Below are 14,612 nucleotides of genomic sequence, written 5' to 3'. Positions count from 1 at the left end.
AAATGAGCCTTAGAGCAAATCGAGTTGGAGAACAAATGAAAAAAGAACTGGGCGAAATCATCGGCCGGAAAATAAAGGATCCGCGGGTTGGATTTGTTACTGTGACTGATGTTCAAGTTACCGGTGATCTCCAGCAGGCAACTGTATTTATTTCTGTTCTGGGTGATGAAGAACAGAGGGAAAATACACTTCGCGGCCTGGCTAAAGCAAAAGGCTTTATCCGATCTGAAATCGGCCAAAGAATCCGGCTGCGAAAAACACCGGAAATTCTATTTGAATTTGATGAATCTATTGACTATGGCAACCGTATTGAGTCATTGCTTCATCAGATCCAGGATGAAGGCCGTTCAAAGGATGAAGACAGGTCAACTGACAAAGAATAATGTTGAATGGATAGACACATTTGTCTATCCATTTTTTTCTAAACGAAGAGATAAGGTGGTACATAATATGGAAGGGATTTTGCCGCTTTTTAAACCAAAAGGAATGACATCCCATGATTGTGTGTTCAAACTGCGCAAAATTTTGAGAATGAAAAAGATTGGCCATACCGGCACACTGGATCCTGACGTTACTGGAGTTTTGCCTATTTGTCTGGGGAAGGCAACTAAGGTTGCAGAGTACATTACAAATGCGGGCAAATCTTATGAAGGAGCGGTAACGATTGGCTTTTCTACTGCAACAGAAGATGCCTCAGGTGAAGTGGTGGAACAGAAAAATGTAAATAAACCAATAACCCGTGATCAGATTCTCACAGTACTGAAGGGCTTAACCGGAGAAATTATCCAGACTCCGCCTATGTTTTCAGCTGTAAAAGTAAATGGCAAACGTTTATATGAATATGCCAGGCAGGGAATTGAGGTGGATAGGCCGTCAAGAAAAGTCCAGATTTATTCGATTGAGCTTTTGGATGATAGAGAAATTTTTTCTGGAGAGAACATTACCTTCCGTTTCCGAGTAGCCTGCAGTAAAGGAACATATATCCGTACGCTTGCTGTCATGATCGGCAATGAGCTCGGATACCCGTCTCATATGTCAGAGCTTATAAGGATAAAATCTGCCTCCCTCACGCTTGAAGATTGTCTTACATTTGAAGAGGTACAAGACCGGATGGAGCAGGGAACGATTACGGAGGTTCTTCGTCCGATGGAAGCCGCGCTTTCTCATTTGCCGAAATTTCAAATAAGTGATAAAGTAGCAGAGAAAGTAAAAAACGGGGCTGTATTAACTATCCCGGATCATTTGATTGACGCCAATGGCCCAATAGCTGTTGAAACAGATGAAGGCCTTGTACTGGCTATATATGAACATCATCCCCGGAAACCTGGTTTGATGAAGCCCGTGAAAGTATTAAGAAATGATCAATAAAAGTTCTTTTTCAAAAGGCTGTGTTAAAGCTGATTGTTGATTTTTGCATCCTGTTGATTGGAGCGGTAGGTGCTGATCCTGCGAAAATGCATTCGCATTTACTTACGATGAGGTGTTTGCTCGATAATGTTAATTCAACGTCCTGCGGGCCATCCCGCGGAAAGCTTGAGCTCCTGGGGCAGAAATCAACAGGCGAGTTTAGCAGAACTTTTCAAAAAGATACTTGTTTACATTTTAAAGGTCGAGGCTCTTTAGAAAAAAGGTGAATTAAGCAATGGAAGTTATTCATATACAACATCCGCATCAGTTGGAAAAAAATGAAATGCCCGAGCTGGCAATAGCATTGGGATATTTTGATGGAGTACATCGCGGCCATCAAAAAGTCATACTTGAAGCAAAAGCAATCGCCGGACAAAAGGGCTTAAAAAGCGCTGTAATGACTTTTGATCCCCATCCTTCAGTTGTATTGGGGAAAAGTGTGAAGCATGTAGAATATATAACCCCCCTTCAGGATAAAGTCTGCATTATTGCTGATTTGGGCATAGACTATTTATTCGTTGTCCATTTTACGAGAGAGTTTGCAAATCTGCTTCCACAGGAATTTGTGGATCAATATTTAATAGGTCTAAACGCCAAGCATGTTGTTGCGGGTTTTGATTATTCGTACGGACGCATGGGCCAGGGGACAATGGAAACACTTTTGTTCCATTCAAGGAATCAATTTGAATACTCTGTCATTGAAAAGCTTTCGAATGGCGTTGAAAAAATAAGCTCCACCCTTGTAAGGAAATACATCCGTGAGGGCAAGACAGATGAATTGCCAGAGCTGTTGGGAAGGCACTATACAACATCGGGCGTGGTTGTGCATGGGGATAAAAGAGGAAGGACGATCGGTTTTCCAACCGCAAATATTGATCTTTTAGGTGAATATATTATACCGCCGCTCGGTGTATACTCCGTAAGGCTCCTGACAGAAGGCAAGTGGTATGAAGGTGTCTGCAATGTTGGCTATAAGCCTACATTCAATAAGGAAAAAGCGGACAAACCATCGGTTGAAGTCCATATATTTGATTTCTCAGAAGAGATTTACGGCAGAAAAGTGACCTTAGAATGGCATAAGCATCTAAGAAGCGAGCAAAAGTTTGCTGGCGTTCAGGAGCTCATTGACCAAATCGGAAAAGATAAACAGCACGCACAGCAATATTTTGAGAAAAACAGGGTTTAGCCTTGCTTTTTGTCATAAAAAGTTGTATTCTTAGTAACGTACCAAATGAACCTTTGCTTGGCAAGTCGAGTCACCGACGCTTGCTCAGTAACAGGGGATTGAAAATTTAGGAGGTGAACCGGATGGCAATCACTAAAGAACGTAAAAATGAGCTAATCAATGAGTTCAAAACTCATGAAAGCGACACTGGATCTCCAGAAGTTCAAATCGCTGTCCTTACTGAAGAAATCAACAATTTGAACGACCATTTACGTACTCACAAGAAAGATCACCATTCACGTCGCGGTCTTTTGAAAATGGTTGGTAAGCGCCGTAACCTATTGACTTACCTACGTAACAAAGATGTTGCGCGTTACCGTGAGTTAATCAATAAGCTTGGCTTACGTCGATAATCAACAGAAGCGGGATTTTTTCCCGCTTTTTTATTAGCTTTAAAAAGTTGAATTTTGTTCCAGAATATGAGCTTTTTACAAACTGTCTAGCTCTTGGCGCCATCGGCTCGAGACTTGCCGACGATATTCGGTCGCTTTGCGCTAATCCTTTTGTACATACATAATCTATTCTTATTTTAGCGGACGGCAAAGTTGTGCATACTATAATATGCATATTTTAAATATGATTTAAGAGCATTTATTGCTTTTCTATATAAAAGCTGCAGGACCCGGAAGAAATGCTAAGTAATATAAGTGCTTTGCAGGATTACGGGCAGCCAATGCAGGATAAATAATTATTGATCGGGCCAGGCAGATGAATGCCGGTCTTTAAGTGAATGCAGAGAGGGGTACAAATATGGGACAAGATAAACATGTCTACAGCCTTGACTGGGCTGGGCGCAAATTGACTGTTGAGATTGGCCAGCTTGCCAAGCAGGCTAATGGTGCAGTACTGGTGCGCTATGGCGATACTGTAGTACTTAGTACGGCTACAGCTTCAAAAGAACCGAAAAACCTGGATTTCTTTCCGCTTACCGTTAATTATGAGGAGCGTTTATATGCAGTAGGTAAGATCCCGGGAGGTTTTATTAAAAGAGAGGGGCGTCCAAGCGAGAAGGCTGTTTTGGCAAGCCGTTTGATCGATAGGCCAATTCGTCCGCTATTCGCAGATGGCTTCAGAAATGATGTACAAGTCGTCAGCATGGTCATGAGTGTGGACCAAAATTGTTCATCAGAGATGGCTGCGATGTTTGGTTCATCATTGGCGCTATGCGTTTCAGATATTCCTTTCGGAGGGCCAATTGCAGGTGTAAGCGTCGGCCGCATTGATGGGGAGTTCATTATCAATCCATCTGTTGATCAGGCTGAAAAGAGTGATATCACCCTTGTGGTTGCTGGAACGAAGGATGCGATCAACATGGTTGAAGCTGGTGCAAATGAAGTGCCTGAAGAGATTATGCTTGAAGCCATCATGTTTGGCCACGAAGAAATCAAACGCCTGATTGCTTTCCAGGAAGAGATTGCATCTGAAATTGGCAAAGAGAAAATGGAAGTGGTTTTATACCAGGTTGACCAGGATCTCGAAGCTGAAGTGCGCGGCATCTGTGAGAATGATATGATCGCTGCAATCCAGGTGCAGGAAAAGCATGCCCGTGAAGCTGCCATAAAAGCAGTAAAAGAAGAAATTATTGCTAAATATGAGGCTGAAGAAGCAGATGAAGATAAGCTTAAGCAAATCAAACAAATCTTAGACAAGATCGTTAAAGCGGAAGTTCGCCGTTTAATTACAGAAGATAAAGTGCGCCCTGATGGACGCGGCCTGGATGTAATCCGCCCGCTTTCATCTGAGGTCGGCCTGCTTCCTCGTACACATGGTTCCGGATTGTTTACCCGCGGCCAAACTCAGGCTCTTAGCATTTGTACGTTGGGTGCTCTTGGAGATGTACAGATCCTTGATGGATTGGGAATTGAAGAAGAGAAGAGATTTATGCACCATTACAACTTCCCTAACTTCAGCGTTGGTGAAACAGGGCCAATCAGAGGGCCGGGCCGCCGTGAAATCGGACATGGTGCTCTGGGGGAGCGAGCGTTGGAGCCAATCATCCCTTCTGAAAAAGATTTCCCATACACAATACGCCTTGTTTCGGAGGTATTGGAGTCAAACGGATCAACGTCCCAAGCCAGCATTTGCGCAAGCACATTGGCAATGATGGATGCAGGTGTGCCAATTAAAGCTCCTGTTGCCGGAATCGCGATGGGACTTATTAAGTCTGGTGAGCATTATTCAATTTTAACTGATATCCAGGGCATGGAAGACCACCTTGGCGACATGGACTTCAAAGTTGCCGGTACTTCAAAAGGTGTTACAGCGCTTCAGATGGATATTAAAATAGAAGGCTTATCCCGAGAAATCCTTGAGGAAGCATTGCAGCAGGCGAAAAAAGGCCGCATGCAGATTCTTGATTCGATGCTGAGTACAATTGACCAGCCTAGAAACGAGCTTTCTAAATTTGCTCCAAAGATTTTAATGATGACGATCAACCCTGATAAGATTCGAGATGTTATTGGGCCAAGCGGCAAGCAAATCAATAAGATCATTGAAGAAACAGGCGTTAAGATCGATATCGAGCAAGACGGAACAGTATTCATTTCTTCAATTGATGAAGCAATGAATCAAAAAGCAAAGAAAATTATTGAAGATATTGTCCGTGAAGTGGAAGTTGGACAAATGTATCTTGGCAAAGTAAAACGCATTGAAAAGTTCGGTGCATTTGTTGAGATCTTCCCTGGCAAAGATGGATTGGTCCACATTTCCGAACTTGCTGAAGAGCGTGTTGGAAAAGTGGAAGATGTTGTATCCATTGGCGACGAATTACTTGTAAAAGTAACAGAAATAGATAAGCAGGGCCGCGTAAACCTTTCCCGCAAAGCGGTATTGCGTGAACAGCGCGAGCAGAAGGAAAAAGCTCAGCAGTAATTTTGAAAAGCAGCAGCTCAGGCCGGGAACCTCGACATCAGCACATCCTGTGCAAGTCCGACAAGCACTGGCAGATTAAAATCGCCATGTCCTGTGGCAACGTCTGCACTAGTGCTTCCTATATGTCAAAGGCTGGACCGTAGCAGCCTCGAGCTCTTAGAAGCAGCACTTACCAAATCATGCTCTCCCAAGAGAATCTAAGGAGCATTTTTGTGGAAGAGAACTGGCTAGGCCCTGCAGCAGACAGGCTATAAAAATTTGTGGCTGAAGCTTCCTATAGAGCCAGGGGAAACCCTGGCTTTTTACATATCTAAGATTATTTCTTTTGGCTTCGGCCATATACTTACATACCTTTCCCGAGACGCTTCCGTTCTACCTTGTCCCTTCAAATCATAATATGAAATGAAGGAGGCATGCGGAATGAGAAGGTTTATCCATATCGCAATCATGTTTGTTCTTGCATTAGCGTTTGTCAATAATCCATTAACAGATCAGTATGTTGCTGGTCTGAAAGAGGAATCGGGAGCTGTGGCGGTATCCAAGCCAAAGGACCCCTTGTATGAGGAAATCAAAGCAAAAGCGGCTGAATATCGCATACCTCCCCAGGATGCGCGAATAGATCCCGTCTGGAAAGCCATACCGGGGTACAATGGTATAGAGGTAGATGTTGAGGCATCCTATAAAAAAATGAAGGCAGAGAAGAAGTTTAACGAAGAAAAGCTCATTTTTAAGCAAGTTGAGCCAAAGGTGAAGTTAAGTGATCTTCCACCGGCCCCAGTATATAAGGGTCATCCGGATAAGCCGATGGTCAGTTTTATTATTAATGTGGCATGGGGAAATGAATATTTATCCGGTATGCTCGCTACCTTGAAGAACCATAATGTATCTGCTAGTTTTTTTCTCGAAGGAAGATGGGTAAAGAATAATCCGGAGCTGGCCAGAATGATCATGGATGCAGGGCATGAAGTAGGCAACCATTCCTATACTCACCCAGATATGAAAGTGATTTCTTCTGCAAAAGCAAGGGAAGAAATTCAAAAGACCAATGATGTGATTGAAGCAGCGATGGAAGAAAAAACAAGAAAGCCGATTACATGGTTTGCACCGCCGAGCGGAAGCTATAGAGATGAAATTGTTAAAATTGCTGCACAAGAAAAACTGGGCACTGTAATGTGGACGGTGGACACGGTGGATTGGAAAAAGCCTGCTCCGGATGTGCTGATTAACCGGGTATTAAGCAAAGTCCATAACGGTGCTTTAATTCTGATGCATCCGACTGATTCGACGGAGAAATCGCTGGATCAATTGATTAGAGGACTTAAGCAGAAGGGCCTCCAAATTGGAACAGTTTCGGAAACTTTAAGCGAAAAGAGAGTTCAGTCCCGGGAAAATAATAATCAAGGTTTTGGAAAAAATAACAATAATAATATAAACTAATGGAAGCTAGAGGTTGGGTTTCAGACAGGAGGAATTTACTTGATAAAGAAATATACTTGCCAAAACGGTGTAAGAGTCGTATTAGAAAATATTCCAACCGTTCGTTCTGTGGCGATAGGTGTTTGGATCGGAACAGGTTCACGGAATGAAGATACTGAAAATAACGGAATCTCCCATTTCCTAGAGCATATGTTTTTTAAAGGTACGAAAACTAGATCTGCAAGAGAAATTGCAGAGAGTTTCGATAGCATTGGCGGACAGGTCAACGCCTTCACTTCCAAAGAATATACATGTTATTATGCAAAAGTCCTGGACACACATTCTGATTTTGCTCTTGAAGTCCTCTCCGATATGTTCTTTAATTCAACATTTGTTGATGAAGAACTGAACAAGGAGAAAAATGTCGTTTACGAAGAGATTAAAATGTATGAAGATACCCCTGATGATATAGTACATGATCTTTTAAGCAAGGCAATCTATGAAAATCATTCGCTTGGCTATCCGATTCTTGGAACGGAAGGGACACTGGCTACATTCAACGGCGATACATTGAAACAGTATATGCATGAAACATATACGCCTGAAAATGTTGTTATTTCCATTGCCGGGAATATTACGGAATCGTTTATTAAGGAAGTAGAAAAGTACTTTGGCTCCTATGAAGGCGGGAAAAAAGAAAGGACGGAACAGAGGCCGGAATTCCATTCCAACCACATTGCCCGCAAAAAGGATACCGAACAAGCACACCTTTGCATAGGTTTTGAAGGACTGCAGGTAGGGCATAAGGATATATACAATTTGATTGTCCTAAATAATATATTGGGCGGAAGCATGAGCAGCCGTTTGTTCCAGGATGTCAGAGAGCAAAGAGGATTAGCTTATTCAGTCTTTTCCTATCACTCTGCATTCCAGGATAGCGGGATTGTGACGCTGTATGGCGGTACGGGTGCAAAGCAGCTGGATATACTCTTTGATACCATTCAGGAAACGCTGGCTACTCTTAAAAGAGAGGGCATTACCGATAAAGAGCTGAACAACAGCAAAGAGCAATTAAAGGGAAGCTTAATGCTCAGCCTTGAAAGCACAAACAGCCGGATGAGCCGTAACGGCAAGAATGAACTGCTGCTGGGGCGCCATCGTTCCATGGATGAAATCGTGGAGGAAATAGATGCCGTATCCATGCAAGGAGTAAATGATATGGCCAATACCATTTTTACAGATAATTACTCAGTTGCTTTAATTAGTCCGGATGGGGAGCTTCCAAAAAACCTTTAAAATTTGAGTATGTTAAACTCATTGTTGGTTTTATAACTCTCTTGATTGGAGTGGAGTTCCGAAGCCCTCTCGCCGGGGAGCATCGGGCAGCCCGCGGAAAATCGAGCTTGGGAAGCAAATATTAATTCTTTTTAAAAAACAGCCTGTGTGGACGCAGGCTGTTTTATTTTGTCCAAGACTTCTAAAAGCAGTGTCTGGCAGATAAAGATATATAGAGGAAGAAAGGAGGGCTGAAGATGAGATTAAGCGAGTTAAGCGGAAAAGAAATCGTTGACGTAAAGAGGGCGGAACGGCTGGGAGTCCTGGGGCAGACTGATCTTGAAATTAATGAAAAGAATGGGCAAATTCAAGCTTTGCTTATCCCTTCACTAAAATGGTTTGGCTTTAAACGCCAGGGAGATGAAATCCGCGTTTCCTGGCACCATATCCGAAAAATAGGCAATGACATGATTATAATCGATATACCGGAAATCGAAGAAGAACATGATTAATGTATGCTGAAGGGCCTTTGAAGGTCCTTTTTTGATGGATAAATATATTCTTGTTCCACACTGAAATTTCCCCGCACAGGAATTCCTCTTCCAACTTTTTCATGCCGCGATAAACCCATTTTCTTTTGGGTGGAAAACTCACCTATTCCGCTTTTCGTACATAAGATGTTGAAGTAGTTCAATATAACAATTCACATACGGTATTTATTTGGAGCTGCCGGCCAAGGAACACGCCACATATCGTTTGAACAGAAACCTGCTTATGCAATTGCTGTCTCGTGCCGCAGCTATTGTACAGTGGCGTTGCCGGCGCGAGTATATCTTTGCCCGAAGCCATGCGATGAAACGGCTTCAAAAATAATGCTTTCTTCCAAAAGAAAGAAAAAGAAGGTGAGTGTTGCATGCTGACAGGAACCCAAATAGCAGTTATCGGCGGTGATGCAAGGCAGCTGGAAATCATCCGGAAACTAACTGAGCTTGATGCAAAGCTCTCATTGGTTGGTTTCGAGCAGCTGGATCATGCGTTCTCTGGTGCGGTAAAAGAAAAAATAGATGATGTGGACTTTTCCAATATAGACGCCATTATCCTGCCAGTGCCTGGCACGGGGCTGGAGGGGCAAATAGAAACGATTTTCTCCAATGAAAAGGTGGTATTTGAGGAAGAAATCCTTTCGCAGACACCAGAACACTGTACGGTTTATTCTGGTATTACAAATTCTTATTTGACAGGGATTACAAAACAGGCCGACCGGAGGCTTGTGCAATTATTCGAAAGAGATGATGTAGCAATCTATAATTCCATCCCAACTGTAGAAGGAACCATCATGATGGCGATACAGCATACCGATTTTACCATTCATGGTTCGAATATAGCAGTTATCGGTCTTGGGAGAGTAGGGATGAGTGTAGCCCGAACCTTCCATGCATTGGGAGCGAAAGTGAAAGTTGGGGCAAGAAAGAGCGAGCATATTGCCAGAATTACAGAAATGGGTCTTACTCCATTTCACTTAAACGATATTGAGGATGCGGTTAAAGATGTAGATATTTGCATCAATACAGCACCTCATTTAGTTGTAACGGCGTCCGTTATCTCGAAAATGCCGACACATACGCTTATCATTGACCTGGCATCCAAGCCTGGCGGAACTGACTTCCGTTATGCAGAAAAGAGGGGAGTTAAAGCTTTGCTTGCGCCAGGCTTGCCTGGAATTGTTGCTCCAAAAACAGCAGGCCAAATATTGGCAAACGTTCTTTCTCAATTGATTAAGGAAGATCTGCAAAAGAGAAAGGGGACTACAAAATGAGTCTGAAAGGGAAAAGAATCGGATTTGGATTAACAGGATCGCATTGTACGTACGATGCTGTGTTTCCAGAAATAGAGAAGCTTGTAAACGCAGGAGCAGAAGTGCTTCCTGTTGTTACCTTTACCGTTAAAAGTACAGAAACAAGATTCGGCAAAGGAGAGGACTGGGTCCAAAGAATTGAAGATTTAACAGGCAATAAGGTGATTGATTCAATCGTTAAAGCGGAACCGCTTGGACCCAAAATCCCGCTGGATTGCATGGTAATTGCACCATTGACAGGAAACTCCATGAGCAAGTTTGCAAATGCCATGACGGACTCCCCTGTGTTAATGGCGGCAAAAGCCACATTAAGAAATGGGAAGCCTGTAGTGCTTGGAATCTCAACTAATGATGCACTGGGGCTTAATGGCGTAAACTTGATGAGGCTGATGGCTACAAAGAATATTTATTTTATTCCATATGGCCAGGATGATCCGGTGAAAAAACCAAATTCCATGGTAGCCAGAATGACTGCATTATCAGACACAGTTCTGCATGCGATGGAAGGCAAACAGCTACAGCCAGTTGTTGTAGAAAGATATAAAGACGAAAATTAACCCCCTATTTTTTCTAGTAAAAAGTTTAGTCCTTTAGTGAACGAATATGTTAGAATAGAGGGTATTAAGATATCCAACCTTCAAGGTATGTTTAAAAATATTTTAATAACATCTTGGAGCTATGGCCAATATGCTGATAATATAAATGGAAACCTGCCTTTTTAAAATACTCCAGGCAGAAAAACGGCTGCCAATCCAATTTGGCCGCCGTTCTATTGAATTTTGGGCATATTGATTCTTCACTAAAAACTAATTTTGCTAGAAAAATATATTGGTACTGGAAGGGGAAAAGAAATTGGAACAGAAAAAAGGATTTCATGTAGCTGTAGTTGGAGCGACTGGCGCAGTTGGCCAGCAAATGATGCAAACACTTGAAAACAGAGATTTCCCAATCTCTCAATTAACACTTTTATCATCTGCTCGTTCTGCAGGATCAAAGGTGATGTTCAAAGGACAGGAGCATACTGTTCAGGAAGCAAAGCCAGAGAGCTTTAAAGGCGTTGATATTGCATTATTCAGTGCAGGAGGAAGCGTTTCACAAGAACTTGCTCCACATGCGGTTGAACATGGTGCGATTGTGGTTGATAACACAAGTGCTTTCCGTATGGATCCAAATGTGCCTCTTGTCGTACCGGAAGTTAACGAAGATGATCTTTACAAGCATAAAGGCATTATTGCCAATCCGAACTGCTCTACAATCCAAATGGTTGTAGCCTTGCAGCCAGTTAAAGAGAAGTACGGATTGAAAAAAGTTATTGTATCTACTTACCAGGCTGTATCTGGTTCGGGAGCAGCTGCTGTTCAGGAGCTTAACGAACAGACAAAAGCAATTTTAAATAACGAAGAGTTTGAGCCTGAAATCCTTCCAGTGAAAGGCGATAAAAAACATTATCAAATTGCTTTCAATGCAATTCCGCAAATTGATAAGTTTCAGGAGAATGGCTACACATTTGAAGAAATGAAAATGATTAATGAAACAAAGAAAATCATGCATATGCCGGAACTTCAAGTGGCTGCGACTTGTGTCCGCCTGCCGGTGGCAACAGGTCACTCTGAGTCACTTTATTTTGAAGTGGAAACGAATGGCCTTACTGCGAATGATGTAAAAGGCCTTCTTGAAAACGCGCCAGGCGTTGTCCTTCAGGATGATCCCGAAAACCAGGTTTACCCAATGCCAGCTGATTGTGTCGGAAAGAATGATGTATTTGTCGGCCGTATCCGCAAAGACTTGGATGAGGATAAAGGCTTCCATATGTGGGTTGTTTCTGATAATCTTCTTAAAGGGGCAGCATGGAACTCCGTGCAAATTGCCGAAAGCTTAATTAAGCTTGGATTAGTAAAATAGTCAACGAGTTTCTCTTCATGTTAAAGAGAAGTTAGAGGTGTTTTAATGAATATTATCGTTCAAAAATATGGAGGCACATCAGTACGCGATGAAAATAGCCGAGAACATGCCCTAAAGCATATTCAAAAAGCGCTTGCTGATGGATATAAAGTTGTAGTTGTAGTATCCGCAATGGGCCGAAAAGGCGACCCTTACGCTACAGACACCTTGCTTTCACTTGTAGATGGAAGCAGCAGCAAGATTAGCAAACGGGAAACAGACCTTCTTTTATCTTGCGGTGAAGTAATTTCAAGCGTGGTCTTTTCCAACATGCTTAAGGAAAATGGCATCACTGCGGCTGCTTTGACAGGTGCCCAGGCAGGATTCAGAACAAATAATGATCATACAAATGCAAAAATTATTGATATGAAATGTGACAGGCTCCTGAAAGAACTGGAGGACCATGATGTAATTGTGGTGGCTGGATTCCAGGGAATCTCAAAAACCGGAGACGTTACCACGATTGGCAGAGGAGGCAGCGACACCTCCGCAGCTGCTCTTGGTGCGGCTTTAAATGCTGAATGGATTGATATCTTTACAGATGTTGAAGGCATTATGACAGCAGACCCGCGGATTGCCGAAAATGCTCGCCCTTTATCAGTTGTGACCTATACGGAGGTTTGCAACATGGCTTACCAGGGAGCAAAGGTCATTCACCCGCGTGCGGTCGAGATTGCAATGCAAGCTAAGATTCCGATCCGGATTCGTTCAACCTATTCAGAGAGTCTTGGAACACTTGTCACAACTCTTAATAAAGACAGGCGCGGAACCGATATTAAAGAGCGTTCAGTTACTGGTATTGCACACCTTTCCAATGTTACGCAAATTAAGGTCCTTGCGAAGAAAGACCAATATGATCTGCAGTCAGAAGTGTTTAAGGCGATGGCAAACCAGGGAATCAGTGTCGACTTTATCAACATTTATCCAAATGGCGTCAATTATACAGTTACAGAAGAAATGACAGATAAAGCGATCAGCATTCTTAAGGACCTTGGCCATAATCCTCTCGTGGAAAGAGAATGCGCCAAAGTTTCGGTTGTCGGAGCAGGGATGCAGGGAGTGCCTGGAGTGGCTTCCCGCATCGTTACTGCATTGTCCGAGCAGGGCATACGCATCTTGCAATCCGCAGACAGCCATACAACCATTTGGGTTCTTGTCAAACAAAAAGATCTATCAAAAGCAGTAAATGCGCTGCATGATGCTTTTCATCTTGAAGAAGATCTGACAGAATATGAGAGAACAGATATTTAATTTCTTATTTCTGTTAATTGATTACTGATTTGGGCATCTTTTAATTGGAGCGGAAATCATTTTAACAGAGCATATCTTTTAAAAATATAAATGTTCAAAAAGGGGAGAAATAGCTTCATGAAGCGAACGACGGACCAGCATCTTGTACGGCAGGTCCGCCCGATTTTTCCCGGACTTTTGAACAACTGCAAGGAGTGTAAAAATGGTTCTATTTGGCCGAGTATCAACAGCAATGGTAACGCCGTTCGATCATAAGGGACATATTGATTTCCCTAAAACGACCCAGCTAATCAACCATCTAATCGAAAATGGCACAGACTCATTAGTCGTTGCAGGAACAACAGGCGAGTCGCCAACGCTGACAAAAGAAGAAAAGCTGGCATTATTCCAGCACGCAGTAAAAGTTGCTGACAAGCGCGTACCTGTTATTGCAGGCACTGGCAGCAATAATACGTATGAATCAATTGAATTGACGAAAAAGGCAGAACAAATTGGCGTAGATGCAGTCATGATCGTTGCGCCATATTACAATAAGCCAAACCAGGAAGGGCTTTATCAGCACTTCAAGGCAATCGCGGAAAGCACAAAACTTCCTGTAATGATTTATAACATTCCGGGCCGCTCTTCCGTCAACATTTTGCCTGAGACGATCATCCGCCTTTCCAAAATTCCAAACATCGCTGCAGTGAAAGAGGCAAGCGGTGATCTTAATGCAATGGCAAAAATTATTGCGAACACAGATGACGACTTCCTGCTTTATAGCGGGGATGATGGCTTAACACTGCCATGCATGGCAATCGGAGGAACAGGAATTGTATCTGTTGCTTCCCATGTAATTGGAAACGAAATGCAGGAAATGGTGAATGCATACCTACACGGTGAAAACGAAAAGGCTGCAAAAATCCATCAGAAAATTCTTCCAATTATGGAAGGGCTTTTTGCAGCACCTAGCCCTGTGCCTGTAAAAACAGCTCTTCAATTAAAAGGGCTTGATGTCGGATCTGTCCGCCTTCCAATGGTTCCTCTAACTGAACAGGAGCGGAATGCAGTAGCTTCTTTATTTAAATAATTTTTTTATTTAGCCAATCAGCATTTGCTGGTTGGCTTTTTTCTGTTTGTGGAAGAAGAATTGTGTGAAATTTTCTTCATTAAATCCAAGATATTTTTAATGACTTAGTTGCAGGTGGTCTATGAAGCCCCATACCTGATTCCCAAAAGAAAATGCGGCGCTTAGAAAGCTTTATGGCGCCCAAAATCGGTGGAGTAAAGTAAAAAAAGGTCGTCATGAAAGCTCCATGAAGCCCAAAATCGGTGTGTTACAGGAAAAAAGGTCGCCATGAAGGCTCCATGAAGCCCGAAATGGGTGTGTTA

At 42.7% G+C, this 14,612-nt stretch carries 13 protein-coding genes; all 13 read left to right on the top strand.

From position 1 onward, the window contains the following. The first annotated feature begins 2 nt into the window (after nt 1-2). A complete protein-coding gene (rbfA, locus tag L634_RS0129700; RefSeq protein WP_026585491.1) occupies nt 3-383 on the top strand; it encodes a 30S ribosome-binding factor RbfA in 381 nt (126 codons plus the stop codon). A gap of 67 nt (nt 384-450) precedes the next feature. After that, nucleotides 451-1,368 (top strand): tRNA pseudouridine(55) synthase TruB, encoded by a 918-nt coding sequence (truB, locus tag L634_RS0129695; RefSeq protein WP_026585490.1) that lies wholly within the window; start codon nt 451-453, stop codon nt 1,366-1,368. A 274-nt stretch (nt 1,369-1,642) separates the two neighbouring features. After that, nucleotides 1,643-2,593: a bifunctional riboflavin kinase/FAD synthetase gene (gene ribF / locus L634_RS0129685; RefSeq protein ID WP_026585489.1), complete on the top strand. Its 951-nt coding sequence runs from the start codon at nt 1,643-1,645 to the stop codon at nt 2,591-2,593. A gap of 122 nt (nt 2,594-2,715) precedes the next feature. After that, entirely contained in the window at nt 2,716-2,985 is a 270-nt protein-coding gene (gene rpsO / locus L634_RS0129680; protein WP_009330698.1) for a 30S ribosomal protein S15, read from the top strand. A 397-nt stretch (nt 2,986-3,382) separates the two neighbouring features. Continuing rightward, nucleotides 3,383-5,503 (top strand): polyribonucleotide nucleotidyltransferase, encoded by a 2,121-nt coding sequence (pnp, locus tag L634_RS0129675; protein ID WP_026585488.1) that lies wholly within the window; start codon nt 3,383-3,385, stop codon nt 5,501-5,503. Between the two features lie 420 nt (nt 5,504-5,923). Then, the gene (locus L634_RS0129670) at nt 5,924-6,940 is read left to right on the top strand and encodes a polysaccharide deacetylase family protein (protein WP_026585487.1); all 1,017 of its coding nucleotides are present in this window, start codon (nt 5,924-5,926) and stop codon (nt 6,938-6,940) included. A 39-nt stretch (nt 6,941-6,979) separates the two neighbouring features. Beyond that, complete coding sequence (locus L634_RS0129665; RefSeq protein ID WP_026585486.1) at nt 6,980-8,215, top strand: M16 family metallopeptidase; 1,236 nt, start codon at nt 6,980-6,982, stop codon at nt 8,213-8,215. A 236-nt stretch (nt 8,216-8,451) separates the two neighbouring features. After that, entirely contained in the window at nt 8,452-8,706 is a 255-nt protein-coding gene (locus L634_RS0129660; protein WP_026585485.1) for a YlmC/YmxH family sporulation protein, read from the top strand. Between the two features lie 401 nt (nt 8,707-9,107). Next, on the top strand, nt 9,108-10,010 hold the full coding sequence (gene dpaA, locus L634_RS0129650) for a dipicolinic acid synthetase subunit A (protein ID WP_026585484.1): 903 nt from the start codon (nt 9,108-9,110) through the stop codon (nt 10,008-10,010). Continuing rightward, nucleotides 10,007-10,606, top strand: coding sequence for a dipicolinate synthase subunit B (gene dpaB / locus L634_RS0129645; RefSeq protein WP_026585483.1), 600 nt, complete (start codon nt 10,007-10,009; stop codon nt 10,604-10,606). The genes dpaA and dpaB overlap by 4 nt, the downstream gene beginning before the upstream one ends. Before the next feature lie 295 nt (nt 10,607-10,901). Continuing rightward, on the top strand, nt 10,902-11,951 hold the full coding sequence (gene asd / locus L634_RS0129640) for an aspartate-semialdehyde dehydrogenase (protein WP_026585482.1): 1,050 nt from the start codon (nt 10,902-10,904) through the stop codon (nt 11,949-11,951). Between the two features lie 45 nt (nt 11,952-11,996). Further along, nucleotides 11,997-13,241: an aspartate kinase gene (gene dapG, locus L634_RS0129635; protein ID WP_026585481.1), complete on the top strand. Its 1,245-nt coding sequence runs from the start codon at nt 11,997-11,999 to the stop codon at nt 13,239-13,241. 202 nt (nt 13,242-13,443) lie between these two features. Beyond that, nucleotides 13,444-14,310: a 4-hydroxy-tetrahydrodipicolinate synthase gene (gene dapA / locus L634_RS0129630; RefSeq protein ID WP_026585480.1), complete on the top strand. Its 867-nt coding sequence runs from the start codon at nt 13,444-13,446 to the stop codon at nt 14,308-14,310. Nucleotides 14,311-14,612 lie beyond the last annotated feature (302 nt).

It is taken from the genome of Bacillus sp. J33, from assembly GCF_000518885.1.
Lineage (GTDB): Bacteria > Bacillota > Bacilli > Bacillales > Cytobacillaceae > Cytobacillus.
This window is presented reverse-complemented; position numbering and strand designations above follow the sequence as displayed.

Bases quoted from the DNA above. Each gene is read 5' to 3' on its own strand.
- rbfA (WP_026585491.1), top strand. From the start codon at position 3: ATGAGCCTTAGAGCAAATCGAGTTGGAGAACAAATGAAAAAAGAACTG.
- truB (WP_026585490.1), top strand. From the start codon at position 451: ATGGAAGGGATTTTGCCGCTTTTTAAACCAAAAGGAATGACATCCCAT.
- ribF (WP_026585489.1), top strand. From the start codon at position 1,643: ATGGAAGTTATTCATATACAACATCCGCATCAGTTGGAAAAAAATGAA.
- rpsO (WP_009330698.1), top strand. From the start codon at position 2,716: ATGGCAATCACTAAAGAACGTAAAAATGAGCTAATCAATGAGTTCAAA.
- pnp (WP_026585488.1), top strand. From the start codon at position 3,383: ATGGGACAAGATAAACATGTCTACAGCCTTGACTGGGCTGGGCGCAAA.
- L634_RS0129670 (WP_026585487.1), top strand. From the start codon at position 5,924: ATGAGAAGGTTTATCCATATCGCAATCATGTTTGTTCTTGCATTAGCG.
- L634_RS0129660 (WP_026585485.1), top strand. From the start codon at position 8,452: ATGAGATTAAGCGAGTTAAGCGGAAAAGAAATCGTTGACGTAAAGAGG.
- dpaA (WP_026585484.1), top strand. From the start codon at position 9,108: ATGCTGACAGGAACCCAAATAGCAGTTATCGGCGGTGATGCAAGGCAG.
- dpaB (WP_026585483.1), top strand. From the start codon at position 10,007: ATGAGTCTGAAAGGGAAAAGAATCGGATTTGGATTAACAGGATCGCAT.
- dapG (WP_026585481.1), top strand. From the start codon at position 11,997: ATGAATATTATCGTTCAAAAATATGGAGGCACATCAGTACGCGATGAA.
- dapA (WP_026585480.1), top strand. From the start codon at position 13,444: ATGGTTCTATTTGGCCGAGTATCAACAGCAATGGTAACGCCGTTCGAT.